This is a genomic window from Ochrobactrum sp. PL_is483, from assembly GCF_055816855.1.
Genome location: NZ_JBVPGS010000034.1, coordinates 248,761 through 268,200 on the forward strand (window position 1 = coordinate 248,761; position 19,440 = coordinate 268,200).

The window sequence follows — 19,440 nt, forward strand, 5'->3', positions numbered from 1 at the left end:
GTGGGCCAATCCTCCCTATTTTCCCAAATGCCCGCCCGTAGGCCTCCCTATAGCCACTATCGTGGTATGAAGTATCGCCGCTGACCCTCATAGTCACCCGTTCGTGCAATGCCGCTTGCAACCAACGTTTCCAGAACCTCAGCGACACGATCCCGGCGCTTTGCAGTGTTCCTACCATCAAGCACGCTGGCGAGCGCATCCGGCGGCGTCGGTGCAGGGGCCTTTGACAAAAGATCGCGTATCAGCCTGAACTGCTCTAACCCATCCGATGGCCATTTCGGACGTTCGGAAGTCACCGGCAGTTCGATGTCCAACATACCGACATGTTCTCCTGCGGCCTTCGGTGCTTTCATGCCAAGCTTTGGTATCTGGTAATCGGGTCGCAACCAGCGCACCATGCCCGTCTTCTCCTCTGTTGTCCGCTCTAGATTGAGCGTGACGAGGCGTGACAGAAGCTCCTCCTCTGCTTTTTCCTGCGCTTCCGTCTTATGAGGTGACGGCAGCGTCGCACCCGGCTTGCCGACCAGTTCGGGGATTAAATCATCCCAGCCGTAGGCCGCAAGTACGACACGGTCGATATCGTCGTGGATTTCCTTGAGTACCGAGATCAGGCCCGCCTGATGTACATCACGTTCGGCATCTGTGAGCGGCGGCACATCGAAACCATTTTCCAGTTCACGTAGCCGCTCCAATGCATTGTAAAGGCCGGTCATAGTTAGGAAGGAATGCTCTGCCAATCGCTGCTTCCGAAAGGTGTCTAGTCGTTCACCTAGTTCTCGCAGACGCTCCTGCTGAGCAAAGAGCGGGTCGCCAAATGCCAAGTCCGGATCACAGGCAAGCGGAAAAGGAAAAGGATCGAACGTTTCACTCTTGGCATAGACGGGATCGTTGCCGACCCCCATCCACGCGCCTTTCGCGATAGACCATGTGATGTGCAGGCGTGACGACAGAATTGCAAGATGCTCGCCAACAGATAAGCCAATAGCAACCAACTTGTTATCGGGTAGAATGTTAACGTCAAGAAACTGGAAAAACCGATGCTTCGTCGTCTCTACGGTGACAATGTAACGCGGAACTGAGAATAATGCTTTCCGTGCTTCCGGAATGTTCTCTCCGAAGAGCCACCAATTCAATCGTCGATAGTCGCGCTTGTTGTGATCCCGTTCCGGTTTCACATTTTCTACTACGTGCTGGTAAACTGCCGGAAAGTTTGCCCGAATGTCGTTAATATCTAAGGGATAGAGGTCGATGACCATGACGCCACGTGACCGTTGTGCGAGATCACGCCCATTGAGATAGGGAACGATATGTTCCTCAAGTCCCGGAACTACCCCTAGTCCCAATGCCTGAGCTTTGGAAGGTGTTACGATGAAGCCCGCTCCGTGCAAAACAACACCGCGGCTGGAGATTGCTGCATTGGATAAGAGCGGCCTTGCTGACGCCAAATTTGCTCCAATCGTCAGGTTGGCACGCACATTGCCCTCAAATACCTCAAGCGCCACCTGTGGTGTATCAGTATTCAGCTCTGTTTCAGAAATAACTTCCGCAAGTATACCGACCTGATCGCCCCTTTCCGCCACAGTCATGGCAATACGTACCGCAGCCTTGTCAGAAGCCTTCATCCATGGATGGTTTGGCACTGCGAAAGCAAGTGATAACGGCTCTTTTGCTATCATATGGCGTTCAATGACGCGGCGGGAAAATGTTTGAGTGATAGAATTAGTGGTAATAAAACCAAAGCGCCTCAATGGGTTTGTCTGCCCCTTAGCGGGTCTGCGAAGTAGACGTGTGGCGGCTTCGTCCCAGAAGTGCATTACGAAATCAGCACCACCTGAAATATGTGGGCGTGCGGCCCAGCACGCTTCCGCATAGCCGTCTCCCAACTCGACGCGCATATCCTTGCCGCCAATGAATGGTGGGTTGCCGACTATGAACTCAACTTCTGGCCATGACGCGCACTTGGGGTTCACATAGGTGTAGAGTGGCACCTGAGCATCCGGGTCGGGGATTTCCTCACCTGTGACTGGGTGCAGCTTTTTCGTCGCTCCATCCCAACGAGATAACGGTCGTCCTTGAGCATCCCGCAACAACTCCTGTCGATCATAAGTGATCACTGCATCCTGCTGTTTGATCGTGCCGTAGGCGTGAAGGATTGGTTCCGTAATTGAGGCGAGACCCGCAGTTTTAAGTTGCCACTTGAGATAGCCGATCCAAAGCACAAGATCGGCAATGGGCACAGCACGCGGGTTCAATTCAAGTCCATAAAACTGGCGTGGATTAACGGTTTCGCCTTCCATCGCGAACCGCGCTTGATCCTCTCCCAGATCGTCCAGAGCTTCCAGAACCTCGCCTTCGAGGCGCTTCATTAATTCAAGGCTGACATAGAGGAAGTTGCCGGTGCCGCAAGCAGGGTCTAACACTCGCGTTGTGCATAGCTTGTGATGATACGTCTTCACCGCAGCCAGCGCTCCCGCATGATCTCCTTTATCACGCAACTCCTTGACCTGCCCCTGAACAAGCTCCCAATCAGCCCGCAACGGTTCGATGATGGTAGGCACGACGAGACGCTCGACATATGCACGAGGCGTGTAGTGCGCGCCCAGCTTTGACCTCTCGCGTGGGTCCAGTGCGCGCTCAAGCAAAGTGCCGAAGATGGCCGGTTCTACATCGGACCAATCCTTGCCCGCTGCAATCCATAGTTCATTAATATCGTCACGGTCGAGTGGAAGCGCAGTCCGCTTTTTGAACAGCGAACCGTTGAATTTTTTCAACGTTGCGTTGAGGTGAGGTGCATAGCCGCCGCTGTCCATTACCGCCCACAGGCTTTCTAATGCGGCGGCGAAATGTTCGGGCGTGTTCTTCATCTGCTCCAGCAGTTTCTGAAAACCCTTCTCAGGTATGAGCTTCACATCTTCTGCGAACATCGTGAACAGGCACCGCATCAGAAACTCGGCCACATCTTTAGCGTCGTGCTTGCCTTCGAGACGCTTGGCGATCTTGGCGAGCCGTTCCGCGATGTCACGTGTGACTTCTGCCGATATGCGTGTCGGATCGAGTGACAACGGATCGGTCCAGATCGCCCGCAGACGCTCCTGCACTTTCGGGTCGCGAAGATCATCCATATCGATGCGATAGGATTGTCGGTCGGGGAAATGGGCATAGTTTTTCCCTTGCCCGGAAAAGTCGGCATAGACCTCGATCACATGGCCGACATCAACAACAAGCAAGAACGGCGGATAACCGTGCTCGACTGGAAGCGCACGGGCATAGTCTTCAGCCTGTTTGCGAGCGGCCAACATAACCTGATCCCAGCCGCGTGTTCCACGTTTTGCCTGACCGGGTTTGAACTGGGCAGCGTCCTCAGGTATGAGTGACAACTGATCAACACTGACTTTTGCTGTCTGACGCTTCCCCGACTGCTTTCCTTCAAGGATGAAATGTCCGCGTCGATAACAATCGATGCGACCCGCCGTCCGTGAACCGTCTGGGTGTTTGAAATCAACGCGACGCTCGAATACGTAGTCATTGAGGTCATTCTGTTCCAGCGCCATTGCCGGGCGATCCAAACCCAAAGCATCGCACAATCCAATAATGAATGGCTGGAAATTGGCTAGCTCCGATCCGCCAGAGGCTTTCGCTTCAATGATCAGTGCTTCAAGCTTTTCCATATTGGTCAATTTTTCACCCATCTACACGCAATAACCCAGCCCACAATTACTATAATCAACTGCAATTTCTCGGCACCTGATATGCCATACCCGATCTTATGCTGACCGGCAGCACATATACCAGCATCTCGGACATATCGATGGTTTGGGTCTGGCCAGCTATCGTGCCCAAGCGTATGCCATATAATGGGAAAAAGGGGAGGATTGGGAGGATTTTATAGCTTCAGGTTCACTTTCCCCGTTCTTCTTATACTGGGGGAGGTGTCGTTAAATTCTCCCTATCCTCCCCAGTATCCTTCGTGAACCGTACCGCCACCCAATACTTAGTGGAGGACTTTCCCCTGACGAACCCCGCCGCCTCCATACGTGTCCCAAACTGTCGTGGCGATGAAGGTGGTGGAAAGCCGTGCATGTTGGCGTAGCGGATACATGCCTCAAGCATTTCATCGACCGGGATACGGTCTTTGGGATTTCCCGTCTGCTCGACACATTCTTTGATGAATGATGTTACAACATCGTTACGGTCTAGCCATCGCGCAACTTCAAGTTTGCTGGTGTTCGGCTCGTAAATTCGACCACGCTTCAAGGCTTCTTCAAGTGCTCGAACAGCTAGGAGCAACAACGCCGCTTTGTGCTCATTGAAGAATTTCTGCGCAAAATCGAGGTCACGTCGATCCTCTGGTATGGTCTGATTAAGTCGGATCACGATAAAGCGTCTACGTAATGCCTCGTTATTCTCATGCATTAAGGGCAGTTGATTGGTGCAAATGATGTGCTGTGCTTTCGGATACATCGTGAACGCAGCGTTGCCGATCTGGCGCGCTTGAATAGCGCCGCCGGTGATAATATTCTTCACCAATTGCACATCTATGAGTGAGAGAGCGGGCAATTCCTCAAGAGTGTTTAGAATTTTCCCATCAAGCTGGACGCGATCATATTCTGTTTTCAGAGCGTTCAACGGAACAGATGAGCGCATGTATGCAGGTATCATCTGGCACATGACGTTGACCAAGGTGCTTTTTCCATTTGCTCCTTCACCTACGAAAACAAGCGCTCGTGAAAATCGAGTACCAAGCCCAAACATTGCAACTCCAAGGACCTCGAAAAATGTTTGCGCATTCTCGGTCCCCCCGACCATTTCGGCAATTTTACTTGCAGTCTCATCAGGTTCTGTCAGACCGCTAAATGGTGCAGAAACTTTCCAACGTGCGCGATATTGTGGTGAATGATCCTTTACTTCAATTTTGTTCTCCGACAACAGAAGATAGCTGTCTTCCGTGGCCAGCCCTAACGGTGCTTCGTCAAAAAAATGATCATTTGTAAGATAGTTTGCTGCAATGCTGACAATATTCGAAATTTTGTTTTTTGATAACTTATGCAGTAGGCCTTCATGACCTTTTGTATTGTGTAAATCATATAGAAGGTTTTGGATTTTTACTGTTCTGACGGGTACATACAAGCCCGTTTTGGGAATGTACGCCCAGAATTCTCCATGGCAAAAGATAAACTGACCGCAACTCCCGGCGAGTGCATCCGCAAGAAGTTGGCCGTATTGGATTTCATCAAGTGCACCACGCTGCTCAAGCTGCTGCTCTAAATGATTTTTCGTGTCGTCAAGCCACGAGAATTGCATATGGTCAAGAATGCTGGTCGGCTCCATATCAGACATGGCGCACCTTTCCTTCGCCCGTACCTGTGTTCGTACGGGTTGAACTATGTTGCTGATTGTTTTGAGTGATTAGGCGGCGTTCGCACTCGCGCGCCGATTGACGCAAAGCCAGTTACGTAAATCGCCCACGCGGTACACGACCAGCTTGCCACCCATCTTTATGTATTCAGGCCCTTGTCCCTCATGTGCCCATCGGGCAAGGGTTTGATGAGATACGCCAAGATAGGCCGGAAGATCAGCACGACGAATGAGCGCGTTGTCATCGGCGGGCAACGGAAGCAATGGGGTGGTTTCGATAGTCATTTGGCAACCTCTAACTAGGAATGAGGCGCAAAGGGTGGCATTTGGAAGTGATCGGCGTCGTCCAGAGAACTGAAAGCTCACTTGAGATGCAATCTGCTTATCCATCCGCGTTTTGTTTTGTTTTCCGCACTTACAAAAATCTGTGCTGCAACATCGAACCTACCAACGATAATCGCGTCACACATCATTTCCAGATTGTGCGGCTTATAGGGATCGATATCGGGAAAGAACTCGATATGCTTTTTTATCTTGTGGTATCGATTTTCCAGATTTTTGAAGGTCGTATCGGTACTGGCAGGGTTCGCCTGCTGCACTGACAGTGGAACTTCCACGCCACGTTCAACCGCAACTTTTATCGCATTCAACAAACATAAACGCTGCACCCCTGATTTGTCGGGCGCGCTCAATGCTATATCTATGATTGCTCTTTGCCATTTTGGCGTACCACGAGCAGAAGCAGCTAAATCAAAGTTGCTAAGATCGTATTTGCTTATCTGCGTGTAACCATCAGCCTTTCCCCAACGTCCCATGAAATATGCGGTCATCTGTGCTACTGATGCGTTGAGGAAATCCATTTCGACGCCGCCTTTCTGGTCTGCGTATTTGCATCCTCCAACGACCGAAAGGCAATCGGTGCCGTCCAAGGGAATGCGGCATGGTCGATAGAAAGTCTATCGCCCACGCCGTTTTCGGCGTCGTTGAGAGGCATGACGGTGAAGATAATCGCTTCAAACCTGTCAGCCAATGCTCTCACACTCAATAGTTGAGTTTTTCGGCCAGCTTGCCTTTGTCAGCATGTGCGTATCGTAGCAGCATTCTTATATCCCTATGGCCGCTGATTGACGCAACTTCCGGTACGGTAAGACCTTTCTCGAAAAACCTGCTGATCGCCTCGTGACGAAGATCGTGAAAATGCAGATCATCAATTTTTGCTCGTTTCGTCAGTCTGTCCCATGCAAGACGGAGAGCAAGAGCGGTAATCGGAAAGATGCGCTCATTGCTGGCTTTATCTTCTGCCGTCATTGTCGCCATCGTTGTTTCAAGGATTGCGACTGCCAGCGTTGACAGCGGGATTGTTCTCGAATGGCCGTTCTTCGACATTCTGATAATGGCCGTACAGCGTTCTATATCGACATCACGAAATCGTAGTGCGAGGATTTCACCACGGCGCATCGCTGTTTCCAGTGCAAAGCGAACAACGGGAAGCAGGAATGGATTTCGCGTCTTTCCGGCTGCTTTCAAAAGCTTGTCCAGTTCACCTTCTCGCAAACGTCGATCACGCCTGTTCGATACGGTGGGCTTTGCAATCGGCTTAAGAGGATTGGTACGTAGCGGGATTGACCATTCACGCGCCGCTATATCGAAAGCATGTTGCAATATGCCAAGCTCACGTTTGACCGTGCATGGCTTGACCGTCTGCAAGCGCATATCCCGATACTTCGAAAAGGTTGCACTATCGACTTGAGCTAGAGAGCGGTCGCACCACGATTGGCGCAATATTGCATTGACGATGACTGTCTCTACCTCGTGACCGCGTTTCTTCACAATCACCTCATCACGATAACGCTCAAGGATCGTGCGAACTGTCGTTTTCATTAATATTTTGGGATCGACCGGCAGTCCGATTTGATCGGCTTCGACTTCCATCAATCGCGCCCATGTTTTTGCATCGTCCAGTTTCAGAAATGTTTTCGAGATGGACTGACTGCCCTCACGACGCACCTGAACCTGATATTTTCCATTCCGTTTGCGAATTGTAGCCATTGCAAATGCCTCACGCTGTGACCGTGGTGTGACAGCGATGAATTGCAATGCATTTTGCAGTGTCTGGTTCTCCGATAAGTTATTGTTTTATCGAAGAATTTTATGGTGTAGCTCAGCGGGAGAGCACTACGTTGACATCGTAGGGGTCACAGGTTCAATCCCTGTCACGCCCACCATTCGAAGCCCTGGCTATCAAGGGTTTTCGGCAAAAGCCTCCCCGCTTTCTTTTCTCAGTTAGTCCGCTTGGGTGCATCTTGGGTGCAAACGGTACGTGCAGCTTTCGAAGCAAAACCGTTCATTAGCAGACTTGTAAATATCTAAGTATACTATACAGATATATTTATCTGATTCTCGAATTACCTCGTTTGTAAGGTTTTCGTGTCTTGGGGGGGCGTCGATTGCGTGCTGACCATGTGAAAATACCAGTCGCCATTCCAAGTCTTGGCGCGAGCAAAAAAGCGCTATTGAACTCCATTTTCTTCCATCCTATGACCTTAGCCGTCGTGATGACGGCGATGTCCCCCTTCGCGCAAGCGTGGGCACAATGCGCTCCATCGGCGCCGGGATCTGTTAGTATTTCTTCCGGCAGTTGCTCGGATCCAGATCTTACCACGCGAGAAAGCACCAGTGCTGCGCCAGTGGTCGATGTCTCAGGCACTGGCAGCTATAGTGGCACATCTGTTTTGCTAACAGCTAGCGGCAGCGGTCACGGCGTGCGTGCAAGTGGTAACGGTACCGCCAACTTGACCGGGACCTCATCGGATGATGTTTCTGAGATAACCACCAACGGCGCGGGCGGTCGTGGCCTTTTCGCCGAGAATGGCGGGGTGATTACAGGGAATTATACTAAGGTCGTCACCAATGGCACCAATGCCTATGGCATCAGCGTGGTTGGAGCCAATAGCAGCATAACGCTGACCGATAGTTCCGTGTCGACGGTCGGGGACAACGCGCACGGCGCCTACGCAGCAGGTGGCGGAACGATCACGCTCACCCGCACCGACCTCACAATCGACGGCACGTCCGCCTCTGCCGCATTTGCGGATGCCGGGGGGGTGATCACTCTCAATAATCTGAGTACATTCAGTTTTGGCGACAATGCACCGGGCGCGGTAGCTTCCGGCGTCGATAGTAATCTCATCCTCAATAATACTTATATAAACGGCTACGGAAGTGGTGGCGCTGTTCTATTCGCGACCGATGGGGGAACTGTCACCATGGGTGGTGGCGCCATCGCCTCCGGCGATTATTATGGCGGCACAATCAATAGCAATGCTCCTGGCATGCTTGCCCGTGGTGTTGGCAGCAGCATTGTTGTTCGTAGTGGTGCCACCAGTGCCACTTATGGTGCAAACAGCCAGGGTGTATGGGCCGATGCCGGAGGCAGCATTGATTATGCCGGTTATGGTATTTTCACCTACCAACCCAATTCGACTGGGGCAGAGGCGAGCGGTGCAGATAGCACGGTCATACTGACCAACACTATCGTCCGAACGTCAGGCCCTTCCAGCGCAGGTCTGCGTGTCACCGATGCCGGCACGATCACCGTGACTGGAACAGAAGTCACAACAGGCTTCACCGTGACCGGCAGCAATCCCCCAGTCCTTCAATTCCCGGTGGCTGACGTAGGGCTGGAGAGCCATGGCGCGGATGTGATCGGGACGGACAGCAAACTGCAAGCTCAGGACGCAACCATCACAACTATCGGCGATGGTAGTATCGGCGTTCGCGTCAGTCAGGGCGCCACGGCCGTGATCACGGGTGGTTTTATAACAACGAAGGGTGGTGATAGCGCCGCAGCCGGTGGCGCCGATGGCGTCCGTTCGACCGACCTTGGCAGCACGGTCACCTTGACCGGCACCAAAGTCACCACGCAAAATAATAACGCCACCGGCCTGCACGCGATGGCGGGCGGTATCATTACCGCGACGGATGCAACCGTTGCCACTATAGGCAGTGCTGCCCATGGTCTCGCAGCGACCCATGGCGGCGCGCTCACCGCATCCGGCTCCTCAATCGCAGTAAATGGTTCGGGATCATCCGCTATTTACCTTGCCGGAAATGCACCTAGCACCGTGTCGTTCACGGGCGGCAGTCTCAGCGCCGCTAATGGCGCCATCATTCTTGCTCAGGGTGGCGTCGGCACCGTCTCGATCAATGGCAACACAACCATTAAGCCAGCTGTGGTCAACGGACAGCTCTTGCTGGCAAAGGTCACCGAAGATGGCGCAGGTGTGCCCAGCAATCTGACGCTCAATATTGACGGCATTTCGTCGCTTACCGGTGACATCGCCGTGGAGCCTTCGACGCTTACCTACAGTCTCAGCAATAGCCGGTGGACCGGCAATCTTATGCTGACCGGCGCGGGCAATACCGCCGAGGCCAGCCTGACCACCTCTCAATGGACCGGCGACCTGCTGGCCGACACTGGCAACACTGCGAATCTGTCATTGGCGCAGAACAGTCTCTGGACGGGATTGGCGCGAAACGCGACAGATATCTCGATTGATGCCAGCAGTATCTGGAATGTCACCGGCGATTCCAACGCAACCGGCGCAATTGCCAATAGCGGTCTGATCCACTTCCTGCCGCGATCGGATGGGTACACCACCCTGACAGTTGGAAGTTACAGCGGTAGCGCAGGTAGCCGGATTGGCTTCAACACCTATCTTGGCGCCGACAATTCGCCGAGCAACCTGTTGGTGATCAATGGCGGCCAGGCCAGCGGCACGACGTCGCTACTCGTCACCAATACCGGCGGCCCCGGAGAGCAAACCGTCGCGGACGGCATCAGGCTTGTACAGGTGACAAATGGCGGCACCACCACGACTGACGCTTTCTCGCTCGGCCAGCGTGTGGCTGCGGGCGCTTACGAGTACCAACTGTTCCGCGGCGGGAGCACAGAGTCGGACGAATGGTTCCTCCGGTCCCATATTATCGACACAGCGACGGGGCCTACGACGGAAGAACCGGAGATCCCGCTCTATCGACCGGAAGTCGCGCTTTATGCGCCAATCCCAGCGATAGCGCGGCAAATGGGTCTGGCCACCTTGGGCACGCTACATGAGCGCGTCGGCGAGGAAGAAAACTTGCGAGGCGTTCAGGAGTCGCGGATTTATGTAAACGGCGCCTGGGGACGGGTGTTCGGAGAGCACCTCAGCAACCGATGGGGCGGTTCGGTGGAGACCAGTGCGAAAGGCGATCTGACCGGCTTTCAGACGGGCCTCGACATTCTGCGACGGACAACCGAAAGTGGCCATCGTGACCATGCTGGCCTTTATTTTGCCTATTCGAACTACAATTCAAGCTCTGTGCGGGGCTTCGCGAAAGGAATACAAGACCTGACCGTGGGCGAACTGACGTTGAAAGGTCCGTCGGTTGGAGCCTATTGGACGCATTTTGGTCCGACGGGCTGGTATCTCGATGCAGTGGTTCAGGGAAGCTGGTACGACGCGGATGCGACATCGGCTTATAATGCCGGTCTCTCGACAAATGCGACAGGATATACAGCCTCGCTGGAAGCAGGCTATCCGATCCACTTTGGTGAAGATGATCGCTGGCTGATCGAACCGCAAGCACAGATCGTCTATCAGGACGTGTCCGTGGACGGCTCCCACGATCAATATTCGAGTGTGAACTGGGATGCCGGTAAAGCCTGGACCGGACGGCTTGGAGCAAGACTGCAATATTCAGCCCGCGATGAGCGCGGTACACTGTGGCAGCCCTATGCAAGGTTCAATTTGTGGCACTCCTTCTCAGGAAATGACACTGCCTTTTTCGGGCCATCCTCACCGGCGATTGAAAACCACTTTGGCAACACGGCATTCGAAATCGGCAGTGGCCTCACCGCGCGTCTGAAGGAGAATGTGAGCCTATACGGTCAAGCCAGCTACCGCTGGTCTTCCGATAGTGGGCGCAGTCACCAAACAGCAACGGCTGGCACCTTCGGCATCCGTTTCGATTGGTGATTGTACCTAGATTTCACTTACTCAAGCCTGGCCGTGATTGTTGTGCAAGAATTTTCCGTCCGTAGACCATCGGTAGGTCTCACAGCGTGAAGACTGCCAATCTGGGGTGGCAGGCTTATCAATATCGGAAAATATTATCTAAGCGTTTGATTTTCCTATGGTCGGAGTGCGAGGGTGCGAGGATTCAAACCTCCGCCCCCCTCGTCCCGAACGTCGAGGCCAGCAAGAGCAAATTCAGTCTCATATCGCTAGCAGATACGATTTCCGCACATTGATCTGCAACAATCTCGTAGTCCCACGCCTTTCAAAATCATCTGGAATAATATCTTTTGCCAAGAGTTTCAGGCGTGCGGGTTAGTTGCGGATCGTAGGTAGCCCAATATCAGTAGCGCGGCGTATATACGACGGGATGATGTCCTCGGAAAATCCTACACTATATCGCTCAATAGGAAGGTCTTCCCGAAGTCGGCGTTCAACGCGCCTCCGGCTCGTCGAGAGCTTGTTTGTCGCGCACAAAAAATGCCACGGACCCGTATAGCTTTCGATCTCATCTAGTTTCTTGGCATTCTTGATTGCACAATTTCAGCATCCGCAATTAGACAACCGGTTTCGAACGCTTCGCATTCTCCCTCTGTGGGGCCTTTCACCCAATATATCCACTGGGGCTTGGCGGCTCCTTTGCCCATCTGCTTCAGCTTTCCAATTCCGCCAGCCTCGTCCGCTAATGTGCCACTCCCAGTCGGCTCCAGTATTCTTGCTTTCTTCTGTCTTTGAAAGTGTCAGCAATGTTACTTCGTGTGGATGGCGACGCCACTCACAGGCCGATGAACACGTCAGTTCAATTGGACGTCCGCCATAACTTCATCGGCAAGTGCGTTATGAACACGTGGATCGTCGCTCGCCTCTTGAAATGCTTTGGTCGAGGCTCCCTGCACGGGAGCCTCGACCTCGGTATCATAAGAGATCGTGGGCCGGGATGCGGCCCAGATCAAATTTATTCGTCGGCGCAGCCGTCGGTTGCGGTTTTGCCAGCGAAGCGATCGGCGATCCAGGGCAGATAAAGCGGTTCCGCCGATGCCGGCGTGCTGAAATGGTCTTGCTCGCCGGGCAACTGGATGCGTGTGACATTGCCGCCCAATTTGCACATCTGCTTCCGGTAGAGCTCACCCATGACAGGAGGGACAACCGTATCTTTTGTGCCCCAGTAAACAATGACAGGTGCAACCGGCTTGGTATTCGGAACGCTGGCGGCCAGCATGGCTTTCGCCCATGCCTCAGCATTGGTCGGCTTGCCTTTCAGCAGCGTGCTAAACTTGTCGCCAACTGCGTAGTTCAACGTATCAGAAGCCACATGGATACATTTGTTCGACATGACTTCATCGATGATCTTGGCACCTTCTTCCGTCAAAACGTCGGTGAGTTGCAGCTTGTCAGGAAACGCTGCCTGCGTTGCCCAGAGGTTCTGTGCAAGATGCGTAAAATCAAACACATTGACAGAGAAGCCCTTCGCCAGTCTTGTCAACAGGACTTCGCTTGCTTCTTCAGTTATCTCACCCTGGGGAGCAGCAACCGCGACATCCTGTGGTGCCATGGCGACAAATCCGAGCAGCTCGATACCGTCGAAGGCCGTGCCTGACTGATTGATGTATTCGCCGGAACTGGCCGCGGCAATAGTCGTTCCGCCGCCTTGCGACCAACCATAGATGACGGCTTTCTTGCCAGCGCCAACTTCCTTCATGTCGCCAGCGGCGCGAATGGCATTAATTACGTCACGTCCGTTGGTCGCAGCAACAGTATACTGGTGCTTGCCGCCGCCGCCCAAGCCCTGGTAATCCGTCGCAACCACGACGTAGCCAGCCTTGATAAAGGTCTCAATCGCCGGGACGCCGTAATCCACGGAGGACGTGGTGCCGCCCACGGCGAAATACAGATTCAGCGGAACTGCCGGGTTGATCACTTGCGAGGGGCCACAATTCTGCGCTGTGCCCGTCGTGCCGTGCGCCCAGGAAATCACCGGGCGGCCTTCCTTCGGAGCTTCACCGACGGGAGCGATCAGAAGGCCGGTCGAAATCGTCTTGCGATCATTGACATCAGAGGAAATGTAGGCGATGCGCCAGGCCTGAGCGCCCTCGACCGGCGTGGAGATCTTCTCTTTGCTGATAATCTGGCCAAGCTTGCCCTCCGGCTTCATCTGCATCACCGCTGCATAAAACGGGGGCACATCCGGTTCTGCAAAAGCAGCGGTCGGGGCACTGAACGCAATTAAAGCCGCGACTGAAAAACAAATGGGCATATTCTTGAGAAGTTTTCTCATTTTATCTCCAAGCGAAACCGTAGAGTGAATCTTCTTGGGATAAAGAAGCACGAATTACTTTTTTGTCAAACCAAAAATAATAGTAAAGTTAATGCCATTTAAAGTATTATTAGAAGTCGCTTTAATAAAAGCGCCGTTTAATCTCATGGAGAGCCAGCAAGGATTTAGATGCCAACCCAAAGTTGCAGTCTTGCAAAAGGCCTTGCCCGCCACATGCGAAGAAGGGGACATCCATCCCCCTTATAATAAAGCCTTCTAATCTTCACTGGTTCGGCGCAACACGCGCTTTAATGGCATTTGAGCGCTTTGCGGTAAAGCATGAAATCTGCAGCAGCCAAGGGTTTGGAAAACAACCACCCTTGTGCGAAGTTCACGCCGCGCTCCTTGAGAAATGCTGCCTGTTCTTCGGTTTCCACACCTTCTGCCACGGTGAGCAGCCCAAGTGAACGGGCGAGATCGATAATATGCAAAATGACAGCACTCGTTGCAGCCTGCTTTCCAATTGTATCGACGAATGACTTATCAATCTTGAGTGCATCCAAAGGCAGTCGCTGTAAATATTGCAGGCTGGAGTAACCGGTGCCGAAATCATCGATGGCGACGGAATGGCCTGCTTTGCGGGCCCTTTCGAGCGTATTGCTTGCAGAAGTGACGTCAAGAAAGCCCCGTTCGGTCGCTTCCAACCAGATTTGCTCCTTGTGAATGTCGGTTGCGGCCAGCTTTCCGGCGATCAGATCAATGATCCTTCCTGATTGAATATCCGACGAACACACATTGATCGCGATGTGCAGCGTACGATCGTCTGCAAGGATCGCCCCCAGGTCCGCAATCACCGCGTCGACAACGAGATCGGTGATAGGAACGATCTGTCCAGTTTCCTCAGCAAGCGGTATGAACAGGTCAGGGGCGATCAGGGAGCCGTCCGGCCGCCTCCACCGAACCAGCGCTTCGGCGCCGACGCATACTCCTGTCGTCAGATCAATAATAGGCTGATAATGAACGAGAAATTCGCGTTTGGCGATTGCCAGATCCAGTTCTGCCCGGAGCGACAGGCGACGTTTCGAAAACCAGAAGACAACACAAAGCAAAAATAATGATAACAGCGCCCCGGCCGGCAAGAAAATAAAGAGTTCTTCCCACAGCCACGGAACGATCCTGGAGCGGGGGCCGAGGACTACCGCCGCCAGACCGTCACTTTCGGCAAAGCTCGCTAAAAAAGAGGCATAGGTTCCGCTTTTCCGGTTTCTCGCCACCGCGACGACAAGGTCGGCAGCAGGATTATTGCGCATACTGATGATCTGGCCGTCTTCATTCAACAGGGCAATCGCAATATCGTCGTCAATAACCACGTCGATGAAATAGGAAGGCGTAATCAGCGCATTATAATTCCCCATCCCTATAGCCGTTGCCTGTTCGCCGAAACTGACGTCGGGGGTGACATGCAAACTTACGCGCAGGCCGTCGCGAGTGATGAAGTCGCTTTCAGAAGCCTTTATATCCCGTTCCGCTCGGCCCCATGACGTGCATTTCAAACGACCATTTTCGAAATAGCCGATTTCCTCCACGGCAGGAGTATTCACTGTCTGATTGCGCATCAAAGCGATATGTTCCGGGGAACAGGGAGGCAGCGCCGCATATTCCATGACTTCCATTACCTGGCGGGCATCCCGAAATGCAGTCTTGGCGCGAAAAACCGCGCGCTCTGCAATTTGCGACAGGACGGCCAGCTCTTTCTGGCTCGCCAGGCGGTAAGAAACAAAACTCATCGCCGCCATCGAAGCCGCGGTTCCGAAAATGGCAAGCAAAAGGCCCGCAACGATCACGCGCTCTCGCCTTGATGACGTTATCGTATAAGCCATTTACTACCCTTTCCGCCGCAAAGTGACGGTCGAATTCGATCTCGCGCATAGAACCGAGAACAGGCGCGCCCGGCATGATGTAATCAGTGCTGTTAAACTGCGTTCTGGCAGCCGTTCGGCCTCTCTGCACTCAACATCTGCCGGACACCTTTCCGTGATAAAATACCCAATCCAATATCGGCACCTTGAGCCGCCTGGCCGAAGAAACAAAGCACAAATACGCCAAAACGGACTAGTGAAGACTAAGTAAAGATTCTTAATTAGTGAATAAACAAAAATAACTATCAAATATTAGATATATATAAAATAATGCGCTGACATAGTGCATGGATTGCTTCTGGTAAAATCCGAACAGATTTCTTATCCCGGCTTCGCCGTTTCGGATAGCGCATAAAAACAAATAGATATGCGGCGGTAGGCGATGCCATTTAAACCGGGACCGTTCCGGCCTATGCAGAACTGAAAAAGCCGCCCCGGTGGGCGGCTTTTCAATTACAGCGAACTTTATTCGCCCCAGGGACCGTGGAAGTCACCGTCCTTGTCGATACGCTTGAAGCCATGCGAGCCGAAGAAATCGCGCTGGCCCTGAATGAGATTGGCGGTTCCGAGCGCCTGCGTGAAGCTGTCGAAATAGCTGAGCGCCGAGCCCAGTGCAGGCAGAGGCAGACCAGCCAGCGCCGCCTTGGCGACGATCTGGCGAAGGCCGTTGGAAGCCTTGCTCATACGCTCAACGAAAGCAGGTGCGAGCAGCAGGTTACGGCTTTCGCTGTCTTCGAAGGCGTGGGCGATATCGTCCAGAAGCTGCGAACGAATGATGCAGCCTGCGCGCCAGATGCGGGCGGTTTCGGCAAGCGGAATATTCCAGCCATGCTCTTGTGACGCAGCTTCCATCACCGCGAAGCCTTGTGCGTAAGCGGCGATCTTGCCCGCCAGCAGGCCTTGCTCCAGATCAGCAAGGAATTTTGCCTGATCGGAAATGTCGAGGCTGCGCTGGCCAGGATTGTAGGCCTTTGCGGCAAGCGCACGTGCCGCCTTCAGCGAGGACAGTGAGCGCGCAGCGACTGCTGCTTCGATTGCCGTTGCCGGAACGCCCAGCATCTGCGCCTCAATGGCTGCCCAGCGGCCGGTGCCCTTCTGGCCGGCTTCGTCGAGGATCATGTCGACCATCGCCTTGCCGGTTTCCGGATCGGTCGCCTTCAGCACCTTGGCGGTGATTTCGATCAGATAGGAATTGAGCGGACCCTGGTTCCATTTCTCGAACACGTCGCCGATGGCCGGGGCCGACAGGCCAAGGCCGTCGCGCAGGATGCCGTAGATTTCGGCAATCATCTGCATGTCGGCATATTCGATGCCGTTATGGATCGTCTTGACGAAATGACCGGCGCCATCGGGCCCCACCAGCGCACAGCAAGGTTCGTCCTTGTATTTGGCGGCAGCGGCAAGCAGGATCGGCGCAATGCGCTCATAGGCTTCCTCGGTGCCGCCAACCATCATCGACGGGCCATGGCGGGCACCTTCCGCACCGCCGGAAACACCCATGCCGACAAAGGTCGGATCGTTGGGACCAAGCGCCTTCAGGCGGCGCACCGTATCGCGGTAATCGGAATTACCGGCGTCGATCATGATATCGCCCTTCTCAAGATAGGCCTTGAGGCGGGTAGTTTCGGCATCAACGGGAGCGCCTGCCTTGATGAGGAAGATGATCGGGCGCGGCTTGCGGATATTGGCCGCGAGGTCCTCGAAAGTGGGGCAGGGAATGATCTTGTCGCGCAGCGGGCCAGCCTTTTCGAGGAAGGCTTTCAGCACAGGCTCATCACGGTCGTAGACGGCTACCGTGTAGCCTTTCTCGGCTATGTTCAGCGCCAGGTTGGAGCCCATGACGCCAAGGCCGACCATTCCGATATCTGCTTTTTCCATTTTGTGCCCTTTAGAAATGCAACCGACCGGCCGTCGTCCAGACACATGAGGAACATCGAACGCCGACAAGCCGAACCGATAAGAATAGGCTGCCGCCGGGTTTCGGCAGCAGCGCATGTCAATCTGTATCCTATTGTGGGATGATCTAGGGCATATGACGCAAAGTTGATAGACCTTCCATCACGAAAATCACCGGTTTCGCCTGCATAACAGCATTGTTAAATCGGTTAGCTCGCTCCAAAACCCTGTCTTTCGCAATCTTTATACCGTTCCAGCTTGCGATGCGGCAACGGCGGCAATTCGATAGCGATCGCATCATTCGCCTTCACCGTGCCGCCTGCGAGCACGATGGTCATGATGCCGGACTTGCGGACAAGTTCGCCATCGGGCGTGCGATCCAGCACGGCATCGAGAAGCCCGGTCTGGAAATTCTCTATCTGGGCGCAGGGGTTGCGCAGGCCCGTTGTTTCCAGAACAACCGCGTCGCCAATCCTGATCAGAGCCCCTTGCGGCAGGCCCAGAAGATCGACGCCGCGCGTGGTGATGTTCTCGCCAAGATCAGCGGGCTCGACGTTAAAACCCTTTTCCGCCAACTCGTCGAAAAGCTCGGCATGAATGAGATGCACCTGTCGCAGATTGGGTTGCGTGGGATCGGCCCGCACGCGTGAACGGTGCTTCACCGTTGCGCCTTGATGTGCATCGCCTTCGACGCCAAGCCCGGTGACGATGCGGATTTCCGGCACGACCTGCTTTGAAAAACGATGCTCGCCATCCCGCGCCACGGCCACGACAAATCCGCTCATCACATCCACCTCATGAAATAGTCCTGACAGGACAAAGAAACTTCGTTAGCCGCATTACATGGGCTATATAGCACCTGTATGAAGCTGCGGGGCAAGCACGTGAATCAGGACAGGCAGGAACTGAAGGACTTTCGCTGGGGCATATGGGGCACGGGCACGATAGCCAACGCCTTTGCCGAGGATATTCAGGCAAGCACCGGGATGTGTGTCACCGCTGTCTGCTCGCGCGCGGCGGAGACCGCCGAAGCTTTCCGTCGGCGCATCGGCGCTGGCAAGGCGTTCAGTGATTCAGGCGCGTTTCTTGCCCATCCGGATATCGATGCGGTCTATATAGCGACCCCGAGCGCGATGCATGTGCTGCAGGCCATGCAGGCAATCGCGGCAGGCAAGCCATGCCTGATCGAAAAGCCGCTTTCGCTCGATGCCGCTGGCGCCCGGCAGATCGAAGCCGCGGCAAAGGCAAAGAACGTCTTCGCCATTGAGGCGATGTGGAGCCGCTTTCTACCAGCGATCCACGCCGCCAAGAAGCATATCGACAGCGGTCGCATCGGCGCGGTGACGCGCATCGAAGCCGATCTTTCCTATATCCGTGCCTATGATCCGCAAAGCCGCTTCTTCAGCCCGGAGCTTGGCGGCGGCGCGGCATTCGATCTCGGCGTCTATCCGGTTTCGCTGGCACTGTATTTCCTGGGCCTGCCGGATCATGTCGACGGTCGCTGGCAACGCGCCAAAAGCGGTGTGGATATGCGCGCGGAGTTTCAGCTTGGCTGGCCGGAGGCTACAGCCAGCCTCTCTTGCGGCTTCGACCGCGACGGTGAGAACCGCATGCTGATCGAGGGGACCAAAGGCACGATACTGATCCATGCGCCATTTCTGAAAGCCCAGAGGCTGACGCTGTTTTCGGCTTTCGCAGCACGGTCATCGCTCGGGCCGAATGGCGGCAAAGGCTTTATCGGCAAGGTCATGAACCGCCTGCCGCTTCCGGGCCGCACGATTGAGACATATGCTTTTTCCGGCAACGGATTGCAGTTTCAGGCCGAAGCGGTCCGCGATGCGGTGCGCGGCGGGCAAATATCGAGTGCAATCATGCCGCTCGACCAAAGCGCCGCCGTTGCGGATATTGTCCGCAAGGTGCTGTCGAAGGGTTAGAAGCGCACCCCGAAAAGTGTGAAACG

At 54.1% G+C, this 19,440-nt stretch carries 11 protein-coding genes; 2 read left to right on the forward strand and 9 right to left on the reverse strand.

Going from position 1 to position 19,440, the window contains the following annotated elements; genetic code table 11:
* Window positions 1-56 precede the first annotated feature (56 nt).
* The 5 genes from AC0TNJ_RS11385 to AC0TNJ_RS11405 all read right to left on the reverse strand — a co-directional run bounded on the left by AC0TNJ_RS11385 (window position 57) and on the right by AC0TNJ_RS11405 (window position 7,404).
* The gene (locus AC0TNJ_RS11385) at window positions 57-3,689 is read right to left on the reverse strand and encodes a class I SAM-dependent DNA methyltransferase (RefSeq protein WP_473771185.1); all 3,633 of its coding nucleotides are present in this window, start codon (window positions 3,687-3,689) and stop codon (window positions 57-59) included.
* Between the two features lie 226 nt (window positions 3,690-3,915).
* Window positions 3,916-5,337 (reverse strand): phage/plasmid primase, P4 family, encoded by a 1,422-nt coding sequence (locus AC0TNJ_RS11390; RefSeq protein WP_473771186.1) that lies wholly within the window; start codon window positions 5,335-5,337, stop codon window positions 3,916-3,918.
* Window positions 5,338-5,406: 69 nt separating this feature from the next.
* Window positions 5,407-5,640, reverse strand: a complete 234-nt coding sequence (locus AC0TNJ_RS11395) for a helix-turn-helix transcriptional regulator (RefSeq protein WP_473771187.1) — start codon at window positions 5,638-5,640, stop codon at window positions 5,407-5,409.
* Window positions 5,641-5,717: 77 nt separating this feature from the next.
* Window positions 5,718-6,215 (reverse strand): hypothetical protein, encoded by a 498-nt coding sequence (locus tag AC0TNJ_RS11400; protein ID WP_473771188.1) that lies wholly within the window; start codon window positions 6,213-6,215, stop codon window positions 5,718-5,720.
* A gap of 181 nt (window positions 6,216-6,396) precedes the next feature.
* A complete protein-coding gene (locus AC0TNJ_RS11405; RefSeq protein WP_473771189.1) occupies window positions 6,397-7,404 on the reverse strand; it encodes a site-specific integrase in 1,008 nt (335 codons plus the stop codon).
* A 743-nt stretch (window positions 7,405-8,147) separates the two neighbouring features.
* On the opposite strand from AC0TNJ_RS11405, the gene AC0TNJ_RS11410 reads away from it, so the two are divergent.
* Entirely contained in the window at window positions 8,148-11,372 is a 3,225-nt protein-coding gene (locus AC0TNJ_RS11410; protein ID WP_473771190.1) for an autotransporter family protein, read from the forward strand.
* 994 nt (window positions 11,373-12,366) lie between these two features.
* On the opposite strand, the gene AC0TNJ_RS11415 is transcribed toward AC0TNJ_RS11410, so the two are convergent.
* The 4 genes from AC0TNJ_RS11415 to AC0TNJ_RS11430 all read right to left on the reverse strand — a co-directional run bounded on the left by AC0TNJ_RS11415 (window position 12,367) and on the right by AC0TNJ_RS11430 (window position 18,265).
* Window positions 12,367-13,686 carry an alpha/beta fold hydrolase gene (locus AC0TNJ_RS11415; protein ID WP_473767831.1) on the reverse strand — a complete coding sequence of 440 codons (1,320 nt, stop codon included), beginning with the start codon at window positions 13,684-13,686 and terminating at the stop codon, window positions 12,367-12,369.
* 287 nt (window positions 13,687-13,973) lie between these two features.
* Window positions 13,974-15,545, reverse strand: coding sequence for an EAL domain-containing protein (locus tag AC0TNJ_RS11420; RefSeq protein ID WP_473771191.1), 1,572 nt, complete (start codon window positions 15,543-15,545; stop codon window positions 13,974-13,976).
* 504 nt (window positions 15,546-16,049) lie between these two features.
* A complete protein-coding gene (gndA, locus tag AC0TNJ_RS11425; RefSeq protein WP_122000937.1) occupies window positions 16,050-17,462 on the reverse strand; it encodes an NADP-dependent phosphogluconate dehydrogenase in 1,413 nt (470 codons plus the stop codon).
* 227 nt (window positions 17,463-17,689) lie between these two features.
* Window positions 17,690-18,265 (reverse strand): MOSC domain-containing protein, encoded by a 576-nt coding sequence (locus tag AC0TNJ_RS11430; RefSeq protein ID WP_473771192.1) that lies wholly within the window; start codon window positions 18,263-18,265, stop codon window positions 17,690-17,692.
* A 99-nt stretch (window positions 18,266-18,364) separates the two neighbouring features.
* Between AC0TNJ_RS11430 and AC0TNJ_RS11435 the strand changes: the two genes are divergently transcribed.
* Window positions 18,365-19,414: a Gfo/Idh/MocA family protein gene (locus AC0TNJ_RS11435; RefSeq protein WP_473771193.1), complete on the forward strand. Its 1,050-nt coding sequence runs from the start codon at window positions 18,365-18,367 to the stop codon at window positions 19,412-19,414.
* The last annotated feature ends 26 nt before the right edge of the window (window positions 19,415-19,440 follow it).

What these genes read in the sequence shown, in the direction of transcription:
- AC0TNJ_RS11385 (WP_473771185.1), bottom strand. Translation starts at nt 3,689, where the DNA reads ATGGGTGAAAAATTGACCAATATGGAAAAGCTTGAAGCACTGATCATT.
- AC0TNJ_RS11390 (WP_473771186.1), bottom strand. Translation starts at nt 5,337, where the DNA reads ATGTCTGATATGGAGCCGACCAGCATTCTTGACCATATGCAATTCTCG.
- AC0TNJ_RS11395 (WP_473771187.1), bottom strand. Translation starts at nt 5,640, where the DNA reads ATGACTATCGAAACCACCCCATTGCTTCCGTTGCCCGCCGATGACAAC.
- AC0TNJ_RS11400 (WP_473771188.1), bottom strand. Translation starts at nt 6,215, where the DNA reads ATGGATTTCCTCAACGCATCAGTAGCACAGATGACCGCATATTTCATG.
- AC0TNJ_RS11405 (WP_473771189.1), bottom strand. Translation starts at nt 7,404, where the DNA reads ATGGCTACAATTCGCAAACGGAATGGAAAATATCAGGTTCAGGTGCGT.
- AC0TNJ_RS11415 (WP_473767831.1), bottom strand. Translation starts at nt 13,686, where the DNA reads ATGAGAAAACTTCTCAAGAATATGCCCATTTGTTTTTCAGTCGCGGCT.
- AC0TNJ_RS11420 (WP_473771191.1), bottom strand. Translation starts at nt 15,545, where the DNA reads ATGGCTTATACGATAACGTCATCAAGGCGAGAGCGCGTGATCGTTGCG.
- gndA (WP_122000937.1), bottom strand. Translation starts at nt 17,462, where the DNA reads ATGGAAAAAGCAGATATCGGAATGGTCGGCCTTGGCGTCATGGGCTCC.
- AC0TNJ_RS11430 (WP_473771192.1), bottom strand. Translation starts at nt 18,265, where the DNA reads ATGAGCGGATTTGTCGTGGCCGTGGCGCGGGATGGCGAGCATCGTTTT.